Origin of the sequence: Rhizobium sp. LCM 4573 (genome assembly GCF_001854865.1) — a bacterium.
GTDB lineage: Bacteria > Pseudomonadota > Alphaproteobacteria > Rhizobiales > Rhizobiaceae > Neorhizobium.
Map to the genome: position 1 here is coordinate 1 of NZ_MDDW01000017.1, position 25,166 is coordinate 25,166.

The following is a 25,166-nucleotide window of genomic DNA, read 5'->3' on the forward strand; positions in this document are numbered from 1 at the left end:
GCGGCAAGCTTTGATCGCTCGGAGCGTGCTTTACTCTAGTTCTTGAAGACGGTGCAGGAGCCGCCGGCCTCCTTGATGCGCTCGCAAAGGGAAACAGCCTCCGCGCGGCTTGTTCGGCCGATCCGGCAGGTTCAAATCCTGCCCCCGCAACCAAAATTTACGAATGATATCAAATAGCTCCGGGTCTCCCCGGAGCTATTTTTTTGCCCAAAATCGCCTAGCACAACTCTAGCACAAAACCGGGGGGCGGTTTGACTGGTCCCTTGAGGTCGTGATTCCCTGTTCCCATATCGAACACGGGAAATAGCAGGGGGCCGGTATGGCGAGCCACGAAATCCTCGGAGGAAAGGTCAATGTCTACCGGCGCGGGGGCCTCACCTGGCATTGCTCCGCCACCGTAAAGGGTCGCCAGTACCGCACCAGCACCAAGGAAAAGGGTCTCGAACAAGCCAAGGCGTTTGCCGAGGACTGGTATCTCGGCCTGCGGGGCAAGGCGGCGGCAGGTCTCTTGAAGACCGAGACTACGTTTGCGGAGGCCGCGAAGAAATTCGAGCAGGAGTATGCCGTCATCACCGAAGGCGAGCGCAGTCCCAAATGGATTGAGGGCCACAGCATCCGCCTGCGGAAGCATCTGGTGCCGTACTTCGGCAGGATGGGCCTGTCGGAGATTACGGCCGGAACGGTTCAGGATTACCGGGTGCATCGCATCGGTTCGTCCACGACCGGCAAGCCTCCGGCGCGCAGCACGCTTCACGATGAGGTCGGCACGCTCCGGCAAGTGCTGAAAACCGCCATCCGGCACAAGTGGCTGGCCCATCTGCCGGACCTGTCGCCGCCCTACAAGACTCAGGGCAAGATTACGCACCGGCCCTGGTTCAGCCCGGCCGAGTACAAGCAGCTTTACGAGGCCACCCGCCAGAATGCCCGGGAGCCGAAGAACTCTTACTTCCGCTGGGAAGCCGAGCAGTTGCACGACTTCGTGCTGTTCATGGGCAACACCGGCCTGCGGCCCGATGAGGCCAAGCAGCTCCAGCACCGGGACGTGACCATTGTGGAAGACCCGGACAGCGGCCAGCGCATTCTTGAGATTGAAGTACGCGGCAAGCGCGGCATTGGCTGGTGCAAATCCATGCCCGGCGCGGTCAAACCCTATGAGCGCCTGAGGGACCGGCCCAAACCGGTCCGGGAGGAAAAGGCCAACCGCAAGGTCGGGGAGGCCGAGGCGGGGCTGCCCGGCCCGACCGATCTGGTTTTTCCCGGTCACTATATCAAGATGTTCAACAATGTTCTTAAAGCCCAGCATCTCAAGCTGGACCGCGACGGCAAACCTCGGACAGCGTACAGCCTACGTCACACCTATATCTGCCTGCGGCTCATGGAAGGGGCGGACGTCTACGCCATTGCCAAAAACTGCCGCACGAGCGTCGAGATGATCGAGAAATTCTACGCGGCACACATCAAGACCACGCTGGACGCTTCCGTCATCAACGCCCGCAAACCCCGGCAGAGGGCGAACCGGGCACGGAAGATGCCGAGGGCGGCGGCACCGCCGCCCCTGCACGGACACGAGGCTCCACAGCCTCGCAGAGACACCCGAACGGGTGTCCACACGAACCGCTTGCCGGTTCGCAGCGCCCGCCTGGCGGGGCGCTCACAGAAGGTTTAGCCTTCTTTCAACCGGCCACGCCGAAGGCGTGGCCGGCGTTTTAAAGAACCAAGATAAGGTATCAATAATTGATAACAGTTGTTAATTCCGGCATCGTGACCTATAATCCAGATAACAGGAGGTCCGATGCCATGGCGAGTTTTGCACTCAACGAACACTACGAAAAGTTCATCAAGAAGCAGCTTGAATCCGGCCGCTACAACAATGCCAGCGAGGTTGTCCGCGCGGGCCTTCGCCTGCTGGAAGACCAAGAGGAAGCCCGCGAACGCTGGCTGAATCAGGAGATTCCTGCCCGTTATGCGGAATTGAAGCGTGATCCTTCCAGAGGCGTTCCCCTTGATGACGCCTTCGCCCGCCTTGAGGCTGAACATCAAGCCCGGCTGGCGAAAGCCAAGTAGGGATGAAGGCATACAGGATTGTCCTGCATGAGCGGGCTGAAGGGGAATTGCGGGATCTCTACCGCGACCTCGCGAGTGACGACAAAGCCGGGCCCGTCGTAGCCTGGAATTACATCAGCGGTATCCGCCGGTTCATTGCGGAGCTGGCGACGTTCCCCAAGCGAGGAACGGTGAGGGACGGTCTCATTCCGGGCCTTCGCATTATCGGTTACCGCCGGAGCGTGAGCATCGCCTTTGTGGTGGAAGACGCGCACGTTCTGGTGCTGGGCGTCTTCTACGGAGGGCAGGACATCACGCTTGAGGCTCTTGAGGAAAGGCTGTGAGCGACATGGCAGATCCGCACGACGATATCTATCCGCCGGAATACCGTGCGGCCTAGCAGGCGCAGGCCGCCGCCCTGAAAGCCGAAGCGTCGGAGCGCGGCCTGCGGATCGCAGAGTGCGCTGGTGGCCACCCGTCGTTGCGGGCGTGACTTCCTCGGCATCGAGCTGGAAAGGCACCACCATATGACCGCCAGCTTGCGAGCTCACGCAACCCTCCCGTAAGGGCACGAAAGGGGGTGCAGGGGTCTCCCCTGCAAACCGCGCGCAGCGCGGTCGCGTTGGTATTACGATATACAGACCACGCCGAGGTAGCGCGGCAGCACCAGCGGCAGAGCGAAGATCAGGGCGCCGCTGATGGCGAGCCCCATGCCGCTTGTGCTCCTCCCCAGTGACACCGCCCACATTGTGACGCCGATGCAGGTCGTAAGCACACCTGTCCCGTAGGCACAGGCGATTACCGAAGGCAGCAGCGTACAGAACGCCATGGGCCGGTAACCGAGCCACCCGGCTGCGTGATCGATGCCCCATCCGGCAAGCAGGACGACGCCGACAAGGGTGGCGAGATTGCCGACAACACGGGTGACGAGAGAGGCGTGCGACATAGGGCTGTTCCTTGTGGCCGGAGGAGAAATACGCTGAGGCGGCGAAACCACGGACACGGCGTACAGAGAGAAGGTGAGGGGGTAAGAGCGCACTTATACATCGCTGCGCGACATAGGTGCTCCGGCAGCCACAGGCTTGTGGCAATCCGCCGGAACGGAACACCCTTGCGGGTGTGATTTTGAGGATAGTTCCGTGCCCGTAGCCGGTCATCGCTCACGTCTCCGTGGCGTTGCACGGCCGCCGTGGCGGACACGCCGCACCCAGCGCTCGACCTCCCGGGCGCGGATCAGACTTCGCTCGTAACGCTGACTGGTACCCGTGGCCGCCCGTTCGAGTTCCCTGAGGAGTTGCCCGATCTGGTCAAGGCGCTTGCGCGCATGGGCGACCCTGCGCTCTGCCGCCTCCCGGCGCTGCTTGTCTTCCTGCGCCGCCTTCCAACGATTGAAGCGGAATTCGCGTCCCTTGATCGCGCCTTCCGTGAGGAAGGCGACATGGCGCTGCCAGTAGTCGAGCTTGCGGTTCATGCGGTCGAAGCGGCGATTGATGGCGACGAGGTCGCGTTTGAGCCGGGCATTGTTGCCTGCCACAATCTGCTCCAGCCAGGACAGCCGGGAGCCGCGGTCGAAGGAGGGATAGTCACGCCGGCGTCGGACCGGAGCCATCCACACGCCGCCGGCGGGCCGCCGGTAGGTGCTGACCTCGCGTGTCCGGCTTACCGGGGTCCGACCGTTGCGCATGATCTGGCGCGCCCTGGGGCCGACGTGGATTTCCGGCGTCCGGCTCAGTTCCATGGCCCGCGCCTTGTCATGGCGTGCAAGGGCTTCCTCCCGTTGCGCCGCCAGCGTGCGGTGATCGACCCTCACGCGTTTCCCGGCGCGTTCCAGCGCCAGGTTRCACGCGACGGCCCATTCCGTCCGCCACACGTTCAGCAACTCCTTGCTGTTCCACTCGCGGGTCTTGACGGGATCAAGTCCGCTCGCGGTGGCGCGGCGCAGGGTCAGCATGACATGGGCGTGGAAGTTCTTCTCGTTCTGGCCGTGTTCGGGGAGGGGATCATGCAGCGCGAAATCCGCCACCATGCCCCGGCGCACGAAATGGGTCTCCAGGAAGGTCCTCACCAGATCAAGGCGCTGTTCCCTGTCCAGTTCATGGGGAAGCGCCATGTTGAACTCGCGTGCGAGCTGGGCATCCCTGCGGATTTCCATGGCCTCCACCGTGTTCCAGAGGGTCTCGCGGTCGGTAAGCCATGGCGCACTGCCGGGAGGTGCGAGGATTTCCGAATGGGCGACCCCGCCGCGACGGCTGTAGTCGTGCACCTCGTTGGTGCCCCGGTCCGTCAGCCGTTCCCCCGCGCGGTATGCCGCCGCGGCGACAGCCCTGGACCCGGGGCGGTAGGAACCGTCCGGATTCCGCTTCGGCTTGCGGCCGAGGATCTGCCCGGAAAAGTGATAGATCGCCATGCTCACCCCCGGAACCGGGGCCGTCTGGTGGCCGTGCCCCGCCAACTGTCCCATTGCCCGCGCCAGCGCCGCACCTTGCGATAGTCGATGCGGCGGCCGAGGATCGAGTAGGGAACATTGCGGAACTTCACGATGGTGCGGGTCGGGGGGAGGCGCTGCACTTCCGCTGGGTCGAGGAGCCAGTATCCGCTTTCCGACTGCCCTTGCTGGCGGTTGCCGCTGTCCAACCACTCTCCGGAATGGCTGACCCCGGAGGAGCGGGACAGGGTGGTCATGTTGCCGAGCATGTTGGCGACGTAGGTGGCCGTGTGATTGTCGTTCACTCCGAAGAACACGCGCGTGGACGCGTTGGCGAGGAAGGCTTCCGCGCCTTCGCGGTAGATGTCGTAAATCTGCGGGAGGTTCTGCCAGATAAGGACCGGCGTGCAGTAGGCGCGCAGCAGGYCGGACTGCCGTTCGAGGGGATCAAGGCGGCCGAGCACGGCGACCTCATCGAGGAGCAGCACCACCTTGCGCACCGGCGGGGCGGTCTTGGCCCGTGTGAGGGTTTTCAGCGCGCAACCGACCATGACCCGCAGCCAGCGTTCGTAAACCGTCAGAACATCCTCATCGACGCAGAGGAAGAGTGTAGAGGTTTCCGTGGTGAGTTCGCTGAGGTCGAACGTGGAGGATGACGACAGGACACCTGCCGGTGATCCGGCCGACCAGGGCTCGGTGGCCTTCTGGAGGTTGGACAGGATCGATTTGAATTCCGATGAAAAGCCGCCTCCGGGTTCGAGCGCGCTGGTGAGGAAGCCGGCGGCGATTTCCCGGGCCGCAAGCGACGGGGAATTCTCGGCAATGTCGTCCAGTGTGGACAGGAAGACATGCGGGGTGCCGACCGACAGGCGGCGCACGGCGGCCAGAGTGCGGCTTGTTTCGGGCTCATGCAGGGTGTGGAGAATGAGCGCCTTCAGCATTGATGCCGCCTTGTCGTCCCAATGTGCCTCGCGGGCGTCGGGCTTGATCATCAGCGATGCGAGGGCTGCCGCGTCGTCTGCCTCGTTGGGCGTGCCGACGCGGATCATGTCCATGGGGTTGCAGCGATCGGAGTGCTCAAGGTCCGTGGGGTTGAGCATTCGCACCGCGCCGAAGGCGGCGCGGCGGCGGCGGGTAATGGCGTAGTTCTCGCCCTTGGGATCGGTGACGACCATCGACCCGCGATAGGTCAGCAGGGAAGGGATCACCACGCCGAGGCCTTTGCCCGAGCCCATGGATGCGAACACCATCACCATGCCGTCCGACGAAAACCGCAGGAGTCGCCGGAACGCGCCGCGTCCGAGAATGACGCCCTCGCCGGTAATGGCACCGTGCCGCCACTGCTCCCACCGCGTGGCCCAGCGGGAAGACCCGTGGGAACCGCCCTTGCGGCGGCGTTTGCGGGTCATCCGGAACAGGAGCCGCAGTATCCACCAGCAGGCTTTCAGCAGAAATGACAACGTCCAGCAGGCGGATTTGAATAGCAGTATCACCAAATCCATGACGATCACCTGTCATGCGGCCGACATCCGGCGCAAACCGGCGTGCCTGCCGAAGCGGCACGAACCGGAATTTCGCAATGAAGTCGGCCGGGTTGATGGGGAAGGATGCGATATCGGATATCGGTCAGCGGCGCCGGGGATCCCCCCGACGGCGCTCGAATGACCTGGGCCGGACCGGCGCAGGTCGGCGCGGTTTGCGGGTGAGCCGCGTGTACAGGTCCGCGATGACGCGGGCCAGCGCGCGGCCGAAGAAGCCGAGGACCGCCACCATGATCTTGAGGTAGAGGTCCAGCAGCTTCTCCGCGACCCGGAAGGTGAAGCGGAGAAGCTGGTTCATGGGCTACGCATCCACCATGCCGTAGGAAACCGGCTCAAAGGTTGCGTTGTCGAGAGACCACAGGTGGCGAATGCCCGTGAGGCTGTCCTCGACAATGGCGACGGTGGTTCCGTCCGGCAGGATGCCCCAGTCCACAAGCCCGGGACCGTAAACACCCAGCAACGCTCTTCCGTAGCTTCCGGTTTCCCTGATCACTTTCGTGAGGATGCGCTGAACGGTTTCCGCGCTCAACGGCCTTTGTGCGTGCGGGAACACCGGCAATATCCGCTGCAGGATTGCCGGGACGAACGAATTTGGACCGGCAGAGATGCGCCTTGCGGGTGCAGGAGTGGCGTTGAAAGTGGAGGGGTGGGCGCGGGTGGTGTTAACGATGGTCTTGCTCATGAGCGTGCTCCCGGCAGGAAAATCGTCATCGTGCGGGCGGGCTGGTCTACGCGCCCCATATAGACGAGTTCGAAGGGATTGCGCGGGTTGACCTCGTAGAGGTGCTTGCCGTCGATGTGGGGGAACACATAGATGCCGCCGAGGATCGACCGGGGCTGGTGGCGGGTGAAGCCGATGCAGCGGCCTGCGATGCGCTGGCCTTTGTGGTTCGGTTTTGTGGGGGCGAGGTTGTTGTAGATGTGTTTGAGTTGGGAATCGTTCATGTAGATTTTCCTTGTGTCATGCGGTTTCCCGCGGTTCAGCAAGGCCAATGATCCATGAACAGGAACGGAATAAAATCGAATTACATCAATAGTTTGATGCTAACATGCAATAGCTGCTTATTGGCAGCTATTGAGTAACCTATTAGCGTCCAATAGATAAAGGTACCGCACGTTGCCAAGGAAAAAACAACGTTGGTACCCTTATCGAGAAGCCATATGGCTCCTCTCCGGCGGATTGCTGAGGCCCGCCGAATGGAAAATGATGAAGATGCTTAGAAGTTGTATACGCGTTATAGGATAAAATTCCTAGTTGTCAAGGGGGCGATATGGCAGGGAAGAAGGGGGCTTCAGGGAGACGTAGGCCGCCGGGCAACGGGCAATCATCTACGTCAGACAGCAACGGCGGGGATGAATCATCTGCCAATAGCAGTGCGAAACGACCAACCCGAGCATTTTCCTTGCCGTGGAAACTTCTGGAGCGCTTGGATGAGTATCCTGGCGGTGAGAAGTCGGGAGTGGTCGAGGAAGCGCTGACCCGATACCTCGATTTTGGTGACAAGCTCGATGAGGCTCAGTCGCGACTGGTTGAGTCGGCGAGGTATGTGTTCCTGAATCGCGACCTTCTTGAATTGCGGAACGAGCAGATGGACGGACGGCTGCTGTCACTGGAGGAGCGGCTGTCCTCTCTGGAAGAAGATAGCCGCTATGTCGTCCGAGTTCTTGAACGCTTGTTCCATATACGGCGGCATCCGGTGACGATTGAGGTGCCGGATTCCCGGGCGTTTGATGAACTGATGAATGAGGCGAGCAGCGAGTATCTTAGAAACGAGGGTCTGTTGCGCCCGAACATTCATCGACGGGAGCATGATCTTGGATTGGCCGCTGGCATCGAGGCCTTCGAGAACCGCAGAGCGGAACTGAAAGACGTTTTGAATGCCATGCCATTCATGAACAATCCGCGCTTCTATATTGGAAACAGCCTTGGCGGTTTGGCACTGTTTGACCGTAACCATAAGGTTGAAAAGGCGCTCTCGGGGAAGCCCGCAGATTTCGAGGTGTTCTGCGTTCAGATTGCACGCGGGGAAACCTCGCTGACCCACTCGAAAACCCGGCCTTACTGCCGCTTTCAGCCGTCGGATGATAGGGAAATGGAATTTGTTGAGGGCATCGAGAACGTGGCTGCGTTCATACCCGTTCTTGTCGCGGACTATCTGTCATTCCGTCGGCTTAACGGCGAGGTGCCGAGCATGGACAGCGTACAGGGCGACGTGATTTCGCCGAGCGGTCCTGACCTTCTTCCTCAGTGACACGCGGTCATGAGAAGATCAGGAAGAGGGTGATCGAGGCTGCGATGATCAGGAGTTCTAGTCCCGTAACTACCGTGAAAAAGCGGTAGACGATGACAGCGACCATGTAGACCGCCCAGATCATGAAGAGTCCGGCGAAAAGTCCAAGTACGACAGGCATGACGTTTCCCCTTTCTGAATCACATCGCCCCCGAAGGGGCGCAGCAGACTGAACACAGGTGATGGCAAGCGGGGCAGGGCGCCCCGCTTGTGAGGTCATGGGGTCTTCGGCGGCATGGTGCGCCCGCATATCTCCACCGTGCCCGGCGTGCCGATCAGGTAGGCCGGGGTGAACGTGATGGAGTAGGAACCGGTTCGAGGCAGCGGCCCGAACCAGAATGCCGGGGCGCCGGTTTGGAAGTCCGGCGCGTCCATGACCGGGATGCGTTCCGCGTCATCCATGGTGACGCGGACATAGGACCCGGCCCTGAACCGTCCGGTAAACTCCCCGGCGGTTCCGGTGTAGCGATAGCATCCACTGTCGGCATCGAGCCTGAACGGCTGAACGGTGGGCAACGGATGCGCCAGCCCGGTTTCAGCCGGGGCGGAAGAGGGCAGGAGGACCGCTGCTATTGCCGTCAGGGCCTTTTGCATGCGCTATCCTTGAGGTAGCTCACCGCCTGATTGACCCTGGCCTGGTCGGCGGAGGCGTCCTTTTTGTCGTTCCAGCCGACCCCGATGCGGAACCGCCATACCCCGTCCTTCAGGTCGCCTTTGTTCATCGCGTCGCAGAACGACGGGGCGTCGGATTTCAGGCATTTCATGTCCGCGCCCTCCATGGTGGGTGTGCCCATTGCGTCAACGGTCGCGGAGGTAAGCCCGGACAGATCAACCGACATGGTGCCGATGTTGCTCATGCCCTTGTCGGTCTTTCCGGTGATTTCCGTTGTGAAGGTGCATTCGCCGGTCTTCTGGACCGTGACCCCGTAGGGGAGGAAGTGTTTAACCTGCGGGAGATTGCCGTTGATCTCGAAGGCAACGGGATTGGTTTCGCTCCGTGTCTGCACGGCGACTGCGTTCCCGTTCTGCGTGATAACCGTTCCGCTTTCCAGACCGTAGAGCAGGAACGCCACCACGTCCTCTGCGCTCTTTCCCTCGAACGGGTTGGCTGCGCTGGAGCAGGCGGGGAGTGAAAAAGCCGCCAAACTGGCGGCGACATACGAAAATCTGATGATGTTGGGCACGATGAATCCTTGCGGCTAGGGAAGGGGGATTCGTGCCGCCAGGCGGCAGAAACCCGCCGCCCGGCTGACAACCTCTGACTGAATCTGGTTATCAAAAATCACGATTTGTGACGGCTGCATTGGGCTATGAGATTTGGTGAAGTTGAGAGGTAAATAAGAATAGTTTCAAAATCAGTGAACAATATTCTTAGTTATATATTGTGAATCTGTGCCCCTTGCAAAAATCGTAATTTTTGAATGGCGCGGAAAACCTGTAATTTCGAAATTAAAACTTCATTGTTTAGGAAGTTTTCAGGGGTTTTCGACTAGGAGACCTTTGCAATGGCTGATAACCAAGCCGCTCCCCGCATTTTTGGCTATGCGCGTGTAAGCACGGTGGGCCAAGATCTGGCCTACCAATTTGATCGTTTGCGTACAGCCGGGTGTAGCCGGGTTTTTCATGAGAAGCGTAGCGGGAAAAACACCAGTGACCGGCCTCAACTGTGCAAACTGCTAAAGTCCCTCAAACCGGGGGATTTGGTGCTGGCAACGGTAACCGACCGTGTGGCGCGTGACCCGCTGGACATGGTTCATATTCTCCATACCGTGAAAGAGGCGGGCGCGGGCCTACGGCTCCTTGATGAACCTTTCGTAGACACGACATCGGAAATGGCCGACCTGTTCCTGTTTATTCTCGGATGGTTTGCCCGTTGGCACCGCCAGCGGATTCTGGAGAATACGGCTCACGGCCGGGAGCTGGCGCGGCAGCGTGGGGTGAGGTTTGGACGGAAACCCAAGCTGGGCCCGAGTGAACGTAAGCAGGTTGCGGAACGGCGGGCGAAAGGGGAGCCATGCGCTCGAATCGCGCAGGCCTTTGGAGTTAGCGAGAGCACGATATTACGGATTTCAGCTCGGCAAATCTGACGAGGTGGCGGTTCAGAGTGGGTTGGAACACATGTAAGCAGGTGCACCGTTATGAGTGGCCCGCCAGGCGGCCTGACCTTCGGGTGAGCAATCCGGCTTCGGGTCGCACGGTTCGTAGATGGCCTCTTCTTCCATATCTCCGACGTGGGTGTTTTGTTCGCGCCGGATGGTGCGGATTTTGGTGTCGGACATGTAGATTTCGAAAGAGCCCGAGGTGAAGCTTTGCGAATTGCGCTGGCAACTGTAGGTGAAAACTGCATTTCCGGAATTGATGATGCTGAGATTACCGAGTGTGCACCCTAGCGATGACACAAGGTCCTGAGCTTCGAGCTTTGTAACCTCTTCGATCGAATTGGAAAAATTAAAGCACTCATCCGTTATCGGGGGCGGGTTGATATAGCTGGCATTAAACGACGTTAACCGCCATCCACTCCGGGCTGAAGGTGTCGGCTGGTCTTCTTCAGGCGCGCACTCGGCGCTTCCCGGCTGATACTGYCATTCAAGAGAACCGCAGGCGGGTTTTACTGCCGGTGTTTGTCGCAGTCTCTCTAGTTCTGCATTCCAGCTAGCATTTCTTTCCGCCAATCGGGCATCCAGCTCGGCATTCCGGCGTTTTGCATTTTCTTCCCACTCCTTTAAATAGTCAGGCGCATCCGGAATGGGGTCGAGCCGTTCGACACCGGTACTGACGATTGCACCCAACTTGTCGATATTTTGCAGGCCAAAGACTCCCATTTGGGCGATCGGACCGAGCGGCATCAGAGGTACAATGATTGGCACCATGTCATTCGGAGTAAGGTTTTCTCCGTGCAGGATCTTATCCCACACGTTAGAAACTCCCTCTTTTACTTCAAGTGCATTCCCAATGCCTCCGGCAGCCTTGCCCGTTGCCTTCAGAAGGTCATTGTTCACCTCGCCCCCTTGCAGAAGCTCAGCCTCTATACCGATTCCCTGTAAGCCCGAGGCAAAGCTAGTATCCGCTTGGGCCTTCGCGTCTTTGCATGCAAGCATTGCGAGGAAAGAGGCTCCTATGTGCCATCTTGGGTGCAATCTAACCTCCCGTTAAAGGCGCGTCAGTAGACGGTGGGGATGACGAGCGTGACTTTACACTTGTGTTCGCCGCCGGGCATAAACACTGCATACCCGCCATATCGATTGGTCTGCTTGTCATGGAACGTGGCGGCTAGCTGAACCGGCTTATCTGCTGCGGCAGCCACCGGAAATACGGTAGAAAGATAGAAGGGACCGGTTTGAGTCGATCTCTTGCCGTCCGCAAATGCGATGTCCATCCCATTGATGGCGGCAATAACAGCTTCGCGGCAGCCGCTTTCCCGTGCGGCATTCACGAACTCCAGGAAAGCGACAAGGTGAATTTTAACGGCCTGTGAAAGCTCTTCGTCTTTTTGATACCAAGAGAAGACATTGTCGAAAACATCGGATCTTGGAAAATCCTTTGCGATCTGCCGGAATACCACTGGCCGATTTTTTAACATGTTTTCAATGTAGTTGGGCCGCTCCTTAAACTTGTAGAGTTCTTCCGAGAAGTATCGGCCAGGCATAAGTCCAACGGTTGGTTTCTCACCGTTCTTGACCTTTATAAGCGCATAAAGATCGGCCGAGGGATTATAAAGCAACACATAACGTGCACTACGCAACTCGTACCGCTTCTTGATTGACGTCTCAATAAGGGCGCGCGCCAGTTTTTCCCCTTCCGGCAAACCGAACTTCTTCAAATCGGACCGCCACGCATCGTTGAAATTGATCCGGTGGACCCCAGTGATTACGGCATCGGTGAAAGCATTCAGACCTTCAGGGGTTTTTTCAAGAGGGGCGCTTGCGACATCAGCCGGTGGTCCTGCTGATGGTTCGACAGAAGCCGCATCGGCTCCAATTATAGGCTCCTCGGCTTTCATCCCAACCTTCCGGAATTCGGTGCCGGTGAACTCGAAGAAATGCGCGCCACGGGGACCATCCTCCCCGACCTGACCAGCAACGACCAGCAAGCGGCTGTTCGGCCGAACTTCAAACGGCCTTTCGTACCCTGACCAGAAACATGCTGCGAACGGCAGGACATGCACCTGACCTGTTGCCACATCGATCAGGGCTCCGGTGTCGCACTGGGTTCCGGCGCCCCACTGCGTGAAGACATACCGGCCGCCGAAATTAATCGATTCCTTCTCCGCCTCTTCCAACCGGGTTCGGTGCTCTTGGACTTCCGCCGTGTCCAGGCGGAGCGAGGCCTGTCTGCCACTGTAGATCTTCGCCGGGTAGTCCTTGAATCTGGGAACGTCGGCGGCATGACCCGCACTGCACAATGTGGTGGCAATTACCAACCCTGCAAGCCATTTCCTCATGCGGTGCGACATCTCCCGTTTCACAGCAGGATTGCATTTCGGTATGTCATTGTCGACGGTTTTACGTGTCCGGGGATGAGGGGTGTGGCGGGAAAGTCGGTGACGGGAGGCTTGAACTGACGGGAGCCCCCGGCTGACGCCGGGGGCTATTCCTCGTCGTCGCGATAACGTGGCTGATAGCGCTCCGTCGGAGTTTTCCAGGACATGAAGAACTCCAGCGGGTTCTGGTTTCCGAGGAAGTTGCGGGCGAGGGTCAGGCGATCAAGGACCTGTTGCCGTTCCGCGCTGGAGAGGTTGGCGGCATGCTCCTCAACCCCGCGCAGGAACTGTTCGATGCTCATGATCTCTGCCCATTGCTGGATGACCTGTCCCAGATGGTCGCGGCTTTCCTTGACGGATTGCTGGATACGGCGATGGTCTTCCTCCCGGCGGCGCCGTTCCTCGGCGGCCTCGCGTTCGCGGCGCGCGATTTCGGCCTTTCGGTCGGCTTCCTCCAGTTGGGCGACGAGGTCGACGGCGGCGGCTTCGATGGCCCTGACGATGGTTCGGAGGGATTTGTCGAGCGGTGCGGACTTTGTTTCCTGCCAGTCGGTTGTCCAGGAAACGCGCGAATAAGGTGAATAGGCCACCAGCCGCAGGCGCCCGGACGGGTTTTCCCGGGTGGTTGTCCATGTATGGTCTGTAAACCTGCGCGAGGCCTTGGGAGGAACGTAGTCGGCATCAGGGATGTAGCGTCCGCTGCCGATATAGCGCATCAGCGTCTGTTCGGACATTTCCGCAATTGCGAGGCCGATGGCGACGGTCCCGACATAGACGAGCGTGGGGCGGTCCGGTGACCAGAGGCTGGTGTGGTAGTAGTTGCGCTGCTCGCGGCGTTCCTCCCGCTCATCAACGCGGCTGCGATAGAACCCCTGACCGGACGGCGCCATGACCACGCGGTGACCTGTCGACTGGAGAGCGATGTAAAGGTTGTTGGCGAACGTGAGGGCCTTGTCGAGGCACGTCTTCGAGGTGGTGACGTCGAGCAGGAGCCGTTTGTACGGCTTGAGGTAGGCGCCGTCCTCGACCGGGCGGCCGGTCTCGAAATGGTGTCGGGCTCCACGGACGAGGGGGTGGATGCTGTCCGCCGGAGCCAGGGTTGCGGGTGCGCGCCTGCGCCGGATCTGGACACGGGGGCGGGGCGGGGGATGCAGCTTGCCGTCCTTTGACCAGTGCAACTGGTCTCCCGGTTGCGCTTCGGGCAATGGGTCGCGGGCAGGGGCCTTGCCCACGGCGAGTTTGGCCCAGTAGCCCCGCTCGGGGCGGGGCACGTTGAGCACCGTGCAGACGCGCGCCATATAGCTGCCGGACACGTCGAAGCTTTTGGCGACCTCCGTCATGGGTTTGGTCCAGACCAGTTCGTAGAGTTCTTCTCGGGTCACGGAGGTTGATTATCTCTTTCGCCAATTCGTGATGCGTGCCGCAATTTGTCGGTGAGGCAGGCGAACGAGTGGATCCTCTTGCCATTCCTCAAGGCAGCGACAAACATGTTCCTTAGATAGTACACCATGTTCAACGATAAGGTCGGCAACCCAAAGTACGCCGTGTACTTCAAGGCCGAATGTGTGTTCTGCCACTTCGCGCAGAGCCGCATCTCCGGTAAGGAGTAAGCCGTTCCTTGTCTCGCGTGCTAGCACGAGCGAAAAGCAATCCTCGGCGCTCAAGGTTGGGTGAGCTTCCCGCAGAGAGAGCGCTGTTGCGACCTGATCTCCCGGAAGATCAATCGTCTGCATGCCTGCACGTTCATAAGATGCCCATTCCATTGCCGAAATTGATAAAAGTTCGTTGGCGCGAACGGGCAGCGCGACATGGAAGTTGAACGGCAATCCAAGCATAGGCTGAATCAGCCCCACCTTGTGGAGATCAATCAGGCAACAGGCATCATTGATGACGACACGCCGATTAACGAGGACCACGGACGGCGAATTCGACATCTTCAACAGGCTTTCGTAGCAATGTGGCGCCTTTAAACGGTGAAATCAGGCCTTCAGCCAAAGCCCTATAGACATATGCTTCAAATCGTTGAGGCCGTTCCATTGCTGCGATCTCGCCATCGGGTGACAGTTCATCGGGTTCCTTAGTCAACCAAGCTCGGGCCGGGCTTCTGAATAGCGCCTTGAAACTGTCATCGGAGACAACGCCAATATCCTTCAGTCGATAGATCAAAGCCATTATGGATACACCATAAAGGTGTTTTAGACGTACAAGTTCCTGATAGGCAAGGGAAGTTCTGGTCTTTCCGATCTCGTTTCGAAGATGTTCTGCCGGAATCAGAAATGCTCCCGCAAAGCGGTCCATCGCCTTTTCAATCTTCGCGTTCTTGCAATCTTTTATCATGTTGTGCGCGATTTCATGCGCCAAGGTAAATCTATCCCGCTCAACATTCACATGCCGTCGCACAATGACAGTAACAGGCGGCTTCTTGTTTGGGCGTCTAACCCGGCAGGTGAGTCCGAAGAAACCATCCGGGCCTTCAATCTGCAACACCCGAACGTTCTTCTCTTCAAGAAGAGCGGTTAGGCTTGGTATGGGGTCACTTCCCAAACTCCATTGTTCCCGCAGGGTGTTTGCACACTCTTCCGCATCTTCCAGATCCTCGATGGTGCATGGATCTATGTTGTCGAGTGCGCTTRCCCTCTCGCTAAGGTCAAGCACTTCCTCGATCGCAAGGTAGCGTTCCACATGATCAATCACTTCCGCTTCCACGAGGGCTCTTTCCCGCTCGGTGGTCGTGGATTTTTTGCGGAATTCTACTCCCTCAAGCTCCACAACCTGGCTGTTCATTAGAAAGTCCAGCGATACGCCAAGTGCACGGGAGAGAGATACGAGCACGCCCGAGCTGGGCATCATCTCCCCGCGTTCGTACTTGTTGAGAGCCTGTGGGGTGACCTTTTGGTCGAGTTGCGCTGACAATGCTGCGAGCGAAAGGCCGGCACGTGCTCGTGCCAGCCTTAGACGATCTCCAAAAGCCATGGTTCAGTTCGCCCCTTGTTGGTTGATGAATTGATATTGACAGCGGATTTATCAACCGCTACATTAAATATAGTCCGATTTGGTCAATTCATCAACCGACCATCGCCTCGGATGACCGAAATACGATGAAAGGAAAGACGAAAATGACCACAGATGTTGCAGAAAAGGCGAAGACAGTGACCATAGTGGTCAATGGCACTCCCCACGACGTCCCCAAGAAGGACGAATTGACCTATGCCGAGGTGGTTACCTTGGCTTATCCCGAATATCCGCAGCATCCGGAGGTGACCTACTCGGTGACCTACACCCGCGGCCACGGTAACAAGCCTGAGGGTATCCTGGTGCCCGGCGGTAGCGTCAAGGTTAAGGAAGGGATGGCATTCAATGTTATTCGAACTGGCCAATCATAATCCCGATATCCAGAGTCTTCTGGAAAAGGGCTATGCGCTGCGCGTAGATGGTACCCGTCTTGTGGTTCGGGATATTCCGTACCTCGACAGCAACGGCGGACTCCAGACGGGCGCCTTTGTTGCTAATCTTATGTTCGTTGACCAGCGCAGGGTGCGGCAGGACGACCATCAGGTCTATTTTGCGGGCTCTGCGCCGTATGGCCTTGATGGTCGCCCGATCCCGAACTTGGGTGGTGGTCCGGTGAGCATCCCTCTGAACAAGACAGACATTGTTGTCCAGCGGTCGTTTTCGAATAAGCCTGCTGGCGGTTTCCCGAATTTCTTCGAGAAAATCGAGCACTACGTTCGCGTCATTTCCGGCCCCGCCATGGAGCGCCACGGCGTGACTCCCTTCACATTTAATATCGACCGCGAGGCTGCTGGAGCTTCTGTTTTCAAGGTCCATGACACGTTGACGACCCGTGCTGAAATCGGTGACCTCTCCCAAGTTTTCAAGGAGGAGGTTGTGGCGATCATCGGCTTGGGTGGTACCGGCTCCTATCTGCTCGACTTCATGGTGAAAACACCCGTTCAGGAAATTCGGGCGTTCGACGCAGACCAGTACTACGTCCATAATGCTTTCCGATCGCCCGGGAGGTTGCGGGATGATGAACTCGGGCAATCCAAGGCTGTGGTGTATGCGGGAAGGTATGAGAATTTTCGGTCCGGCCTGGCTATACAGCAGAAGTTCATTGACAAGTCGTCTGCTGCCGACCTTGAAGGTGTGACGTTTGCCTTTGTGTGCGTGGATCGCGGTTCGGCACGCGCTGAAATCTTCGATCTGTTGATCAGTCTGGGTATTCCCTACATCGACGTCGGCATGGGTCTCGACCGTGCGCAGGGTGCACTGGCCGGTATGGTGCGCGCTACCTACTATGCGCCGGAACAGGCGGAACAGGTGCGGCAAATGCAGTTGGCTGAAATGGTAGACCATCCGAACGATGAATACCGGCGCAATGTGCAGGTTGCGGAACTAAACGCGCTCAACGCCTGTCTGGCTGTCATCAAGTACAAGCAGATCAAAAGGTTTTACGTGGACGACAATGCCGCATACCATATGCTGATGGGAATAACAGACCTGAAGACCTTCATGGAGCGAGTTGCGTGACTGTTCTTTCGCTCCAGTATGTCCAGTATATTCCCAAGGAATTGACGACCGGCGTTTTATACGTATCTCGTGAATATGCTGTTGCCGCACATCTTTGTGCCTGTGGGTGCGGCAACAAGGTTGTGACGCCTCTTGGTCCTGYCGAGTGGTCTCTTACCGAAAGGAACGGGTTACCAACACTTCGGCCTTCCATCGGTAACTGGCAGTTGCCGTGCCGAACCCATTACCTCATCACCAATGGGCAGATCCAATGGGCGGGCAACTGGAGCGATGCTCAGGTTCTTGCCGGGCGCCAGGCTGAAGACAGACGGCGTGAGGCATATTTCGCAGAACGGGCGCGTGAACGAAGCTTCTGGCATCGCCTTTGGAATCTTGTACGACGTTTGTTTGGGAAGGATGGCACATGACCTGGCTGTGGACATGGGGTGGAAAATGCTTCGGTTATCGCGATGGCGATGACTTGTGGACCTACAATGGGCAGCATGTGGGCCGGTTCAGTAGCGATACCGTGTACGACCGGCATGGGCGTTATTTGGGCGAGATCATGAGCGACAACCGTCTTATACGCCGAGTCAACAACTCAAGTCTTCGTGGTTATTCGTTCACACCCTGGGCCAGGCGGGTGGCCTATGTCAAATATGTGAACTACGTCGGATACGTGATGTATGCCGGATATGAGGACTTTCCAGGTCCGGAGACATTCTCATAATGCCGTGGATCAAGGGTAGCCGGTGACAAATACGGACGAATATAGTCTTCAAGCTGTCTTAGACGATGGTAACCTCGGCACGGAGCCGTCGGAACCCTATCGTGAGAGTCTCGATGTTCTCGATAATGTTGTTCGGGAATGCATGTATGTTTCGAAGAGCTATGCAGGTATCCCGGCGCCAACTGGGCGGCATTTTTATGCCTCTGTTCTCTTCACTGTTCTTATAACGCGTGGCATCAGCCTCTTGACCTTGGCGCCTCACACGCCTTGGGCGGACAAGAAGATTGAGCACTGGGATTATGCGTCCCTTGCCGGAATCGTCCGCACGATGATTGAGCTGAGAGTAGCCTTCTATTACCTCTGCGCGGAAGAATGCTCCGACGATGAATGGAATTGCCGATGGAACCTGTTCAATCTGCATGATTGTGTGAGCCGGATCAGGATGTTTGACGCGCTGGGCGACGCAGAGCAGGTGGAAGGGTTTAAGGTTCATGCGGACGAGATTCGTGGTCGTCTCATGTCGAATCCGTTCTTCAACGCACTGGATACCAAGAGGCACAAGAAGCTGTTGCATGGTCAAACCGCATATCTCTTCTCACTGGAGGAAATTGCGGAGAAGGCGGGTATCGCTGTTAACCATTTTCGGTGGTTGTATGTCCTTTTTTCCAGCCACGTCCATGGCCTGCCAATGTCCTTTTATCGCATCGGCGGCGACAACACAGAACGTGGGCGTGGGCTCCCCAGTCCGGTTGAGGATTCGTATTCTTCGCTATGTTTGTCATTAGCCTCGACTCTTCTCGTTCGTACGCGTGACGAGCTTCATCAACTCTTTGAGGGGCTTCGGCAGCCAGTAGAAGAGAGTACCGATAGCGAAATTGCCGAGCAGCAAGTTCAAGACGGTCTTCAAGTTGGTCAGAGTGCAACATTCGATGCGACTGAAGACATCCGAATGGTTTTTACTCGGACAGCGGAAAACCTTGTCGATATCGTCTATGTCCACCGTCCGACCGGAGAAGTTGTTCTGGAGCGTTCGGATTCGGAGGAGGAGGGAGCTGAGCTTAAATGGTTCGAGCCGGTATTCTGGAGTGTTTCGTTAAATGGCAAGCCTGCGACAGAGCAGGCATTGGTCAAGGCCATGGAGGAGCCACATGCCTTCAGGGTCGATCATGTCGAGCATTCAATCATTCTCAAAACGGGCACCTCTAGTTAATATGATGCTTGTTGGGGTTAGGACTCGTTGCGGCCGTCAATCAGCATCGCTAGCCAGTTTTCGAGGCCACCGAGATAATCAGCCAGTTTCTCCATGTGAATAGCGAATGAGCGGATGTTGATATGGACGAGATCGCTGCCCAGTGTACGTGTCGCATCGCGACTGCGCGCATAGCGAAAGCTTTCGCCCCTAGGATCGTATACGTTCAACTGGCGCATGTAGGCGTCGATACCGTCCAAATCCGCCGAGGGCAGGGGATCTGATCCCACGAGTTTGCAAACAGGGTCCAGCATTGGCCGGACCATACCCCATAGTTGCGCGAGATCGTGTCTCCCGAGATGTTTTTCCTGACTTCCAGTTATTGATTCTTCGAGAAGATCAGCCGCCAGGCGGAAGATATCCTTGAGCATCAGTTCGACGTGATGCCGGTAGAGATAGACGATCGGGTAGACGATCGAATCTTGGTTGACGGGTTGCTCACACATCCGCTCAGTCAGTTGGAAAGCAGCCCTCCGGAAGCCGGCTTTGTAAGCATGATCGACTTCACCCCAGTGCTGAATGCAAGCGTTGAGCGGCCAATCCTTGCTGTTCCCGCCGAATAGAACATCGGTTGCACGGGGCGGCGGAGAAGATCCAAAAATTGATTCAGTTTCGTTGAACATGATGGTGCTACTCATAATTCAACTTCAGTTCGCTCCCTAGCAACAGACGCTTCTCCCGTTATGTCAAAACGCTCTGGTTGAAAATCGACGTATCCGGAAAGATATTCGCCTCACGAACCCGCTGGGCAGCAAGTTCGGGGTTGGCTGAAAACAATACAAMAACCAAATCAGTTAGCGCGCGTGTACAACAAACGTAAAATAGGCGCCGCGTTCTATCCACAACGCTTTCCTTGCCTTCCCGAATGTTCTTCAAGTCCCTGTCAGAAAGGGGTTTAATTCCCAGATATTTGTCATATGAAAATTGTGTGTGCGTGCCTTCCTCATCATCCAATACGACTAAGACACGTTTGAATTCTGCCCCCTTAATTCCTTGCTGGGTTGAAAACGGCGATTCATCCTCTAAGTAGCGACCATAACCCCAGAACTGGGCTGCGGGGCACGCCAAGAAGGCTTCCATTGCCGCCACTTCCTTATTTGCCTCTTCTTCGTCCGGTTCAGTACCCTCCTCGTTGGGCGGTAGCTGTTGTTCAAGATAGGCAAGGATGCGTGGATCCAGATTCATTAGTTCATTGTCACGAATGAAGAGAAGTACGTCGCGGACCGTTCGCCCCTCTTCTGGACGCATCATTGTTGCGAGTTGGAGGCTTGCATTTCGAAGCTTCTTTAGCAGTTCTGAAACGTTCTTTCCGCGCATCCCATCTTTTTTTAGGAGCTCGCAGTGATGGCGAAGGATGGTCATTACCTCGAATTCACGACCGTTCTCTTGCGCGATGCTCAGAGGCAATGCGAACGAGATGAAGGGGCGCAGGGGCCACGTACTGGCGTCCAGGAAGCCGGTCTTGAAGGATTCAGGGGCTCCATCATTTAGCGCCGCATAGAGTTCTCCGAAACCCAATCGGGTTGCTGCCATGCGGTGCACGATCACCAAAACCTTGACAGAGTTGTCGTCATTGTTGCGCCAGGCAGCGTCGTCGTTCTGGTTCGCTATCCATTCTCGGACTCTTGTGATGTGCTCATCGCGATTTCCAGTAGTGGGAAGTATGAATATGCGCGCGGTGCCGACAACAGGCTGCGAAACGCCGTTGATCTCCTCTGTTCGTCCGCGCGTTTGGATAAGATCGTCTCCGTCGCGACGGACCGCATTGGCAACGGCCAAAATCGACGTTGCGCAACGAAAGTTCTCCGGCTTGGGTATCGTGWGCCAAGTTTCTTCTGCGACGACATCGCCGATGCCGGTAGGATAGATCTGTTGCATTGGATCGCCAAAGAAGCCCAATCCGAACTTGCCACGCGCTTGAAGTTCTACGGCTTTCAACGCCTCAACCACGCCCTGCGTGGTGTCCTGACTTTCATCGACAAACACAAAGGGGAATTGTTGAGCCAGAAGAGTTCGAAAAAGGGGGCGTTCTTTCAGAAACTCGGTCGCAATCTTTAAGACGTCGTCATGACCGAGCAAACCTTTTGAGTAATTGCTGCCCGTGCCATAAGAAAAGGCGGTTACCGAACCGATTCGGGCCCGATCGCGTTCATAGCGCTCAATGTCGCGTCGGTTCTTCTCGCGGGTCCTTTGTTGAACTCTGGGACCGAAGTTTTCTGCATCTGTGCGCAACTCATCTAATTTTTCCCCGATCCTGCGATCGACCCAAGCCCTTATATCGGTTTGAAAGCTGCGTACTAACATCCAGAGAAAGCTATGGATGGTCGAAACATGAACCAGCGGATCGCTACCCACGTCGGCCCAAATTTCTGCTGCTGCGACTTCCGTATACGTGATGCAAGCTACTCGTTGGCGGCTACGCTTTAGAGCGGGGCCGTGTTCCCGGACGATTGTCGCGAGTGCTTTCACCAGAGATGTGGTTTTTCCTGATCCGGCTCCGGCGATAACAATGAAGCTACGCTTGGTTTGACCGGTCAGGCACTCCCTAAGGCTGATATCTGCGGGCGTGTCGGGTTGATGAATACGACGTGTGTTCATCATGCCACCTGATCGGCCTCTGCCGCCACGACAGGAGCTTCGGCCGCTGCGTCAACGACTGCCTCAACTTCCTGCTCGACCTCCAGATTTACCTGCTCCTGAAGCCATTCGAGGCCTTCCTTAATATAGAGCGGAACAACCCAGTCACCGTCTTTGCGAGCAAGCACGCCGAGGGCGAACTTTGTCTTGTCGAAATTCTTGCCAGTAACACGCTTGTGCAGTCGCGCGGCCAAGGCAGACGGATCAGCTGCGGCGCCCCTGAGCTTCAGTCCTACCGTGCGTTGATCCGCTGCTTGACACCAATCAGCGTTTTCAAGTCCGAAAGCTTCTTCGAAAGTTCGCCCACATAGGCTGGCTAGCTGCTCATTCCAGGTTACGTCAGTTGGAATCTGGTACGCGATCCGAACCATAGCCGTGTCCGAGCCGGTCAAAAGCTCTGCCTTATCTTCTTTTGCCACCGCGCAGAGTTCTGCAATGCTCCGTTTTCTCGGCAACCATTGGATAAGTGTCTGGTTTGCTGTTACCGCGTCGGGCTCCCCAGGGAGACATGTTGAACCGTAGCGCTTTTGTGGTTCTCCACCTTCTTGCTCCGAGGGAATTTCGAATTCCTTTTCTTCGTCTTCATTCTCGTCAATATCGGCTGCGGGCTCAACTGTTTCAGTGACGCTATCGACGTCCGTGATCACCAGAGTTGTAATGCCGAGAAATTCAATCAATTCTTTGAAACGATGGCCAAATGCTCCGCCAACCTCCAAGATTGATAGCGACGCAGATCGCAGAGTTTTTGCAGCCTTCTCAATCATAAGTGGCAAAAGAAGACGCTCGACATTGCCCTCCACCAGAATAGCGGCGTCTGCGAAAAAGAGGTCACAATGAGTCAGTTTCAGATACCGCTGAAGAAAGTCGCGGTCTTTGGGGGTTTCCCCCTTCTGGAAGCCCGACAGGTTGAGAACTTTTGTCGATTGTTCGCCGTTGGCGCTGTGACGCCGAAAATAACGAATAGGGGCGAAACCGCGTTCATAAAGTATATGAGGAGAGTGGGTCGTAACGACAATCTGGCTGGTGAATGCTCCGTCATCTTCTCCCTCGATTTTCAAGAGGGTGAGTACGTTGCGGATGAACACTTGCTGAAGCTGAGCATGAAGGTGCGCTTCAGGTTCTTCAATGAAGATCAGGTGCAGGGGGGGCCGTTTCTCCTCCTCAGCCTTCCATCTTTCCTGAAGGTCGAGAATTTCGACGACCATGTAAATGAGGTTTTTGAAACCTAGGCCATTGTAAGAATCCGGCAAGCGCACGGCATCGGCGCCGTCGCCAAGTACATAGTGCACTCGGGCATCTTGGCTCATGATGCTGGTCGGATTAAGGCCAGACTTGATCTCAAGTTTTGGGTTGCTCAGACCAGGGTAGCCAAGGGTTGCAATACGTTTCAGGGTCGGTTCGAATACCTGCATCAGATGCTCATTCAAGCCTTCCTCAGAATCAAACAGTGCCTTCAGTGCCGAGTGATCATCTCCGCGTTGCTCCAGGTTCCGCTGGTAGAACCGGCTCAAGCGACGTGATAGGTCTTCGGCTCTTCCGGCCCCACCCAGAGTCTGGAAGTTGGGATCGGTAAGATGGCGTTGTGCGCTGAGGCTATCGACCTTAATGAGCGATTTTAAAATTCCCGCGCCTCCCTGATCTCCAGCAAGAGGCACCGGATCGTATCCTTCATTCTGTTCGTACTCGTCGTTGAATTGCGCTCTATCCAGGACGAAATATTTGAACTCGAACTCGTGCTGAAGCTCCTTTTCCAAGTAGTCTGTCAGATTTCTCGGCCACGGTGCGTATTTGCCTGCGCCACCAGGAAGTTCGGCCACTCGATCGAGGCCTTCTTGTCGCTTTTCTCGGAATCTCWGAAGCAGTCCCTGGGAGTTTACGGCAGAGAACTCGATTCGCATTCCGACCTGAGTACCGGCCCAATCCGAACTAGGGAGTATTGGAATCACCAAATAAAGGTCGTTCTCGTTTACCTCGAACCAGAGGTCGAGAGATATGGATGGTATTGTTACATCAACATCATTCGCGGGGTCACCCTCACCAAAAGCATTCAATGCTCCCCAAATGTAAGAACTGAAATCAAAAAGAGAAAACCTATCTTTTGACCCGGACAGAAACATCTGTATTGCCTGAGTGGCAGACGTTTTCCCGCTGTTGTTCGCGCCAACAAAGATAGATAAATCGGACCCAAGCTCCACATGTACGTCGCGCAAACGCCGATAATTCTTAAGTCGATATGAATGTAAATGCATGGCAGCCCCCGAGAGTGACGCCACGCTAGCTCAACCCAGCGATGAAGTCGAGCAGGGCAATAATGCCTCAGAGGGCTGCGAGGAGGCCAAATAGGTGTGTAAGCACAGATTTTAGCACAAAATAATTTCAGAGCTTATTTTTACAGCAATTACAGTATGATGCAGAAGTAGCCGTCAGGCTCATAACCTGAAGGCCGCAGGTTCAAATCCTGCCCCCGCAACCAATGAAATAGCCCGCCTCGCGCGGGCTTTTTTATTGCTAAAGGGGCGAGGATTTAACACCTCGTCAGGGGCAAACGGGCGCGTAGCAGACACAGCCGGACAGAAACTCCAAATCCGGCAACCGCAACCAATGAAACTTGTAACAGCTTCCAGTCAGCCTCCGCCTCAGCGAGAATGGCACGGAAGCGGCTCAGGTAGTATGGAGTGCTCCCCGTTTCACCGGACAGTCGGCTTAGGTTGAGATAGCCCTGATGAACTGGCGAGGGGAAGCCATTTTCAGAGCGGAATGGGGATGGATTTCATTATAGTCCTCGATCCATCCATCGATCTGCCGGAGCGCAGTTTCCGCGTCCGGAAGGGTTGAGATGCGGACATAGTCCCGCTTCAGGGTTTTGACGAAGGCTTCGGACATGCCGTTTGACTGTGGACTGRCGACGGGTGTGAAGCATGGCGTCAGATTAAGAGCCTGGGYGAACAGCCGAGTTTCCCGCGYGGTATAAGGCGAACCGTTATCAGACAAATGCTCGATGGCATGCGGCGCTCGGGCTACGCCGAAGCGCTTCTCAACAGCCTCCAGCATCATGTCACGGACATCGGAGCCGGATATTCCGGCATTAGCGACAGCCGCCCAGGCGATGATCTCACGGTCGAAGGCGTCGATAATGAAGGCGAGCCGGATAATCTCACCGTTCCAGCAGGTGAACTCCAGGCCATCCGAGCACCAGCGCAGGTTCGAGCGCATGACCATGACCTTACCGTCGTGGAGGCGACCCTTGCGCACTGCTGTGTG

Annotated in this window: 28 protein-coding genes and 1 tRNA gene; 11 read left to right on the forward strand and 18 right to left on the reverse strand. The window is 56.9% G+C overall.

Going from position 1 to position 25,166, the window contains the following annotated elements; translation table 11 throughout:
- Positions 1-319: 319 nt before the first annotated feature.
- From LCM4573_RS18040 to LCM4573_RS18050, 3 genes are all read left to right on the forward strand, one after another.
- The gene (locus LCM4573_RS18040) at positions 320-1,666 is read left to right on the forward strand and encodes an integrase (protein ID WP_071007777.1); all 1,347 of its coding nucleotides are present in this window, start codon (positions 320-322) and stop codon (positions 1,664-1,666) included.
- A 131-nt stretch (positions 1,667-1,797) separates the two neighbouring features.
- Positions 1,798-2,064, forward strand: coding sequence for a type II toxin-antitoxin system ParD family antitoxin (locus LCM4573_RS18045; protein ID WP_071007778.1), 267 nt, complete (start codon positions 1,798-1,800; stop codon positions 2,062-2,064).
- 2 nt (positions 2,065-2,066) lie between these two features.
- Positions 2,067-2,387, forward strand: coding sequence for a type II toxin-antitoxin system RelE/ParE family toxin (locus LCM4573_RS18050; RefSeq protein WP_071007779.1), 321 nt, complete (start codon positions 2,067-2,069; stop codon positions 2,385-2,387).
- Between the two features lie 284 nt (positions 2,388-2,671).
- Here LCM4573_RS18050 and LCM4573_RS18055 read toward each other — a convergent pair whose 3' ends face one another.
- The 6 genes from LCM4573_RS18055 to LCM4573_RS18080 form a co-directional block, all read right to left on the reverse strand.
- Positions 2,672-2,989, reverse strand: a complete 318-nt coding sequence (locus LCM4573_RS18055; protein WP_071007780.1) for a hypothetical protein — start codon at positions 2,987-2,989, stop codon at positions 2,672-2,674.
- Positions 2,990-3,196: 207 nt separating this feature from the next.
- Positions 3,197-4,450, reverse strand: coding sequence for a MobQ family relaxase (mobQ, locus tag LCM4573_RS18060; protein ID WP_157895524.1), 1,254 nt, complete (start codon positions 4,448-4,450; stop codon positions 3,197-3,199).
- Between the two features lie 2 nt (positions 4,451-4,452).
- Positions 4,453-5,970, reverse strand: a complete 1,518-nt coding sequence (locus LCM4573_RS18065) for a type IV secretory system conjugative DNA transfer family protein (protein WP_071007782.1) — start codon at positions 5,968-5,970, stop codon at positions 4,453-4,455.
- Between the two features lie 124 nt (positions 5,971-6,094).
- On the reverse strand, positions 6,095-6,307 hold the full coding sequence (locus LCM4573_RS18070; RefSeq protein WP_071007783.1) for a hypothetical protein: 213 nt from the start codon (positions 6,305-6,307) through the stop codon (positions 6,095-6,097).
- Between the two features lie 3 nt (positions 6,308-6,310).
- Positions 6,311-6,691: a hypothetical protein gene (locus LCM4573_RS18075; RefSeq protein WP_071007784.1), complete on the reverse strand. Its 381-nt coding sequence runs from the start codon at positions 6,689-6,691 to the stop codon at positions 6,311-6,313.
- Complete coding sequence (locus tag LCM4573_RS18080) at positions 6,688-6,954, reverse strand: hypothetical protein (RefSeq protein WP_071007785.1); 267 nt, start codon at positions 6,952-6,954, stop codon at positions 6,688-6,690. Before LCM4573_RS18080 ends, LCM4573_RS18075 begins: the two co-directional genes overlap by 4 nt.
- A gap of 326 nt (positions 6,955-7,280) precedes the next feature.
- Here LCM4573_RS18080 and LCM4573_RS18085 point away from each other — a divergent pair, with 326 nt between their 5' ends.
- The gene (locus LCM4573_RS18085; RefSeq protein WP_131818981.1) at positions 7,281-8,261 is read left to right on the forward strand and encodes a hypothetical protein; all 981 of its coding nucleotides are present in this window, start codon (positions 7,281-7,283) and stop codon (positions 8,259-8,261) included.
- Between the two features lie 7 nt (positions 8,262-8,268).
- On the opposite strand, the gene LCM4573_RS28130 is transcribed toward LCM4573_RS18085, so the two are convergent.
- The 3 genes from LCM4573_RS28130 to LCM4573_RS18095 all read right to left on the reverse strand — a co-directional run bounded on the left by LCM4573_RS28130 (position 8,269) and on the right by LCM4573_RS18095 (position 9,484).
- Entirely contained in the window at positions 8,269-8,421 is a 153-nt protein-coding gene (locus LCM4573_RS28130; RefSeq protein WP_157895525.1) for a hypothetical protein, read from the reverse strand.
- 95 nt (positions 8,422-8,516) lie between these two features.
- Positions 8,517-8,894 (reverse strand): hypothetical protein, encoded by a 378-nt coding sequence (locus tag LCM4573_RS18090; protein ID WP_071007787.1) that lies wholly within the window; start codon positions 8,892-8,894, stop codon positions 8,517-8,519.
- A complete protein-coding gene (locus LCM4573_RS18095; protein ID WP_131818982.1) occupies positions 8,879-9,484 on the reverse strand; it encodes a hypothetical protein in 606 nt (201 codons plus the stop codon). Before LCM4573_RS18095 ends, LCM4573_RS18090 begins: the two co-directional genes overlap by 16 nt.
- Positions 9,485-9,805: 321 nt before the next feature.
- On the opposite strand from LCM4573_RS18095, the gene LCM4573_RS18100 reads away from it, so the two are divergent.
- Positions 9,806-10,387: a recombinase family protein gene (locus LCM4573_RS18100; protein ID WP_071007789.1), complete on the forward strand. Its 582-nt coding sequence runs from the start codon at positions 9,806-9,808 to the stop codon at positions 10,385-10,387.
- Between the two features lie 12 nt (positions 10,388-10,399).
- Here LCM4573_RS18100 and LCM4573_RS18105 read toward each other — a convergent pair whose 3' ends face one another.
- The 5 genes from LCM4573_RS18105 to LCM4573_RS18125 form a co-directional block, all read right to left on the reverse strand.
- Positions 10,400-11,299: a hypothetical protein gene (locus LCM4573_RS18105; protein ID WP_131818983.1), complete on the reverse strand. Its 900-nt coding sequence runs from the start codon at positions 11,297-11,299 to the stop codon at positions 10,400-10,402.
- A 161-nt stretch (positions 11,300-11,460) separates the two neighbouring features.
- Entirely contained in the window at positions 11,461-12,741 is a 1,281-nt protein-coding gene (locus LCM4573_RS18110; RefSeq protein WP_071007791.1) for a hypothetical protein, read from the reverse strand.
- 146 nt (positions 12,742-12,887) lie between these two features.
- Entirely contained in the window at positions 12,888-14,162 is a 1,275-nt protein-coding gene (locus tag LCM4573_RS18115; protein WP_071007792.1) for a hypothetical protein, read from the reverse strand.
- 9 nt (positions 14,163-14,171) lie between these two features.
- Entirely contained in the window at positions 14,172-14,720 is a 549-nt protein-coding gene (locus tag LCM4573_RS27945; RefSeq protein WP_157895526.1) for a type II toxin-antitoxin system VapC family toxin, read from the reverse strand.
- The gene (locus tag LCM4573_RS18125) at positions 14,683-15,753 is read right to left on the reverse strand and encodes an ImmA/IrrE family metallo-endopeptidase (protein WP_071007794.1); all 1,071 of its coding nucleotides are present in this window, start codon (positions 15,751-15,753) and stop codon (positions 14,683-14,685) included. The genes LCM4573_RS27945 and LCM4573_RS18125 overlap by 38 nt, the downstream gene beginning before the upstream one ends.
- 143 nt (positions 15,754-15,896) lie before the next feature.
- On the opposite strand from LCM4573_RS18125, the gene LCM4573_RS18130 reads away from it, so the two are divergent.
- From LCM4573_RS18130 to LCM4573_RS18145, 5 genes are read left to right on the forward strand one after another with little or no spacing between them, the layout of a single operon-like run.
- Complete coding sequence (locus LCM4573_RS18130; RefSeq protein WP_071007795.1) at positions 15,897-16,163, forward strand: multiubiquitin domain-containing protein; 267 nt, start codon at positions 15,897-15,899, stop codon at positions 16,161-16,163.
- The gene (locus tag LCM4573_RS18135; protein ID WP_071007796.1) at positions 16,138-17,310 is read left to right on the forward strand and encodes a ThiF family adenylyltransferase; all 1,173 of its coding nucleotides are present in this window, start codon (positions 16,138-16,140) and stop codon (positions 17,308-17,310) included. Before LCM4573_RS18130 ends, LCM4573_RS18135 begins: the two co-directional genes overlap by 26 nt.
- The gene (locus tag LCM4573_RS28675) at positions 17,307-17,717 is read left to right on the forward strand and encodes a DUF6527 family protein (protein WP_083347523.1); all 411 of its coding nucleotides are present in this window, start codon (positions 17,307-17,309) and stop codon (positions 17,715-17,717) included. Before LCM4573_RS18135 ends, LCM4573_RS28675 begins: the two co-directional genes overlap by 4 nt.
- On the forward strand, positions 17,714-18,019 hold the full coding sequence (locus LCM4573_RS18140; protein ID WP_071007797.1) for a 4-fold beta flower protein: 306 nt from the start codon (positions 17,714-17,716) through the stop codon (positions 18,017-18,019). The genes LCM4573_RS28675 and LCM4573_RS18140 overlap by 4 nt, the downstream gene beginning before the upstream one ends.
- A gap of 22 nt (positions 18,020-18,041) precedes the next feature.
- Positions 18,042-19,229, forward strand: coding sequence for a DUF5677 domain-containing protein (locus tag LCM4573_RS18145; RefSeq protein WP_071007798.1), 1,188 nt, complete (start codon positions 18,042-18,044; stop codon positions 19,227-19,229).
- A gap of 17 nt (positions 19,230-19,246) precedes the next feature.
- On the opposite strand, the gene LCM4573_RS18150 is transcribed toward LCM4573_RS18145, so the two are convergent.
- The 3 genes from LCM4573_RS18150 to LCM4573_RS18160 are packed head-to-tail and all read right to left on the reverse strand — an operon-like array spanning position 19,247 to position 24,154.
- Entirely contained in the window at positions 19,247-19,906 is a 660-nt protein-coding gene (locus LCM4573_RS18150) for a hypothetical protein (RefSeq protein WP_071007799.1), read from the reverse strand.
- 43 nt (positions 19,907-19,949) lie between these two features.
- Positions 19,950-21,869: a UvrD-helicase domain-containing protein gene (locus LCM4573_RS18155; protein WP_244505359.1), complete on the reverse strand. Its 1,920-nt coding sequence runs from the start codon at positions 21,867-21,869 to the stop codon at positions 19,950-19,952.
- Positions 21,866-24,154, reverse strand: a complete 2,289-nt coding sequence (locus LCM4573_RS18160; protein WP_071007800.1) for an ATP-dependent endonuclease — start codon at positions 24,152-24,154, stop codon at positions 21,866-21,868. The genes LCM4573_RS18155 and LCM4573_RS18160 overlap by 4 nt, the downstream gene beginning before the upstream one ends.
- Before the next feature lie 76 nt (positions 24,155-24,230).
- On the opposite strand from LCM4573_RS18160, the gene LCM4573_RS28135 reads away from it, so the two are divergent.
- Positions 24,231-24,378: transfer RNA gene (locus LCM4573_RS28135), tRNA-Met, on the forward strand.
- A gap of 230 nt (positions 24,379-24,608) precedes the next feature.
- On the opposite strand, the gene LCM4573_RS18170 is transcribed toward LCM4573_RS28135, so the two are convergent.
- A partial coding sequence (locus LCM4573_RS18170; RefSeq protein WP_071007802.1) for a DDE-type integrase/transposase/recombinase occupies positions 24,609-25,166 on the reverse strand: 558 nt, incomplete at its 5' end.

Bases quoted from the DNA above. Each gene is read 5' to 3' on its own strand.
- LCM4573_RS18040 (WP_071007777.1), top strand. From the start codon at position 320: ATGGCGAGCCACGAAATCCTCGGAGGAAAGGTCAATGTCTACCGGCGC.
- LCM4573_RS18075 (WP_071007784.1), bottom strand. From the start codon at position 6,691: ATGAGCAAGACCATCGTTAACACCACCCGCGCCCACCCCTCCACTTTC.
- LCM4573_RS18050 (WP_071007779.1), top strand. From the start codon at position 2,067: ATGAAGGCATACAGGATTGTCCTGCATGAGCGGGCTGAAGGGGAATTG.
- LCM4573_RS18140 (WP_071007797.1), top strand. From the start codon at position 17,714: ATGACCTGGCTGTGGACATGGGGTGGAAAATGCTTCGGTTATCGCGAT.
- LCM4573_RS18110 (WP_071007791.1), bottom strand. From the start codon at position 12,741: ATGAGGAAATGGCTTGCAGGGTTGGTAATTGCCACCACATTGTGCAGT.
- LCM4573_RS18080 (WP_071007785.1), bottom strand. From the start codon at position 6,954: ATGAACGATTCCCAACTCAAACACATCTACAACAACCTCGCCCCCACA.
- LCM4573_RS18055 (WP_071007780.1), bottom strand. From the start codon at position 2,989: ATGTCGCACGCCTCTCTCGTCACCCGTGTTGTCGGCAATCTCGCCACC.
- LCM4573_RS18045 (WP_071007778.1), top strand. From the start codon at position 1,798: ATGGCGAGTTTTGCACTCAACGAACACTACGAAAAGTTCATCAAGAAG.
- LCM4573_RS18070 (WP_071007783.1), bottom strand. From the start codon at position 6,307: ATGAACCAGCTTCTCCGCTTCACCTTCCGGGTCGCGGAGAAGCTGCTG.
- LCM4573_RS18150 (WP_071007799.1), bottom strand. From the start codon at position 19,906: ATGAGTAGCACCATCATGTTCAACGAAACTGAATCAATTTTTGGATCT.
- LCM4573_RS18085 (WP_131818981.1), top strand. From the start codon at position 7,281: ATGGCAGGGAAGAAGGGGGCTTCAGGGAGACGTAGGCCGCCGGGCAAC.
- LCM4573_RS18135 (WP_071007796.1), top strand. From the start codon at position 16,138: ATGTTATTCGAACTGGCCAATCATAATCCCGATATCCAGAGTCTTCTG.
- LCM4573_RS18090 (WP_071007787.1), bottom strand. From the start codon at position 8,894: ATGCAAAAGGCCCTGACGGCAATAGCAGCGGTCCTCCTGCCCTCTTCC.
- LCM4573_RS18130 (WP_071007795.1), top strand. From the start codon at position 15,897: ATGACCACAGATGTTGCAGAAAAGGCGAAGACAGTGACCATAGTGGTC.
- LCM4573_RS18100 (WP_071007789.1), top strand. From the start codon at position 9,806: ATGGCTGATAACCAAGCCGCTCCCCGCATTTTTGGCTATGCGCGTGTA.
- LCM4573_RS28130 (WP_157895525.1), bottom strand. From the start codon at position 8,421: ATGCCTGTCGTACTTGGACTTTTCGCCGGACTCTTCATGATCTGGGCG.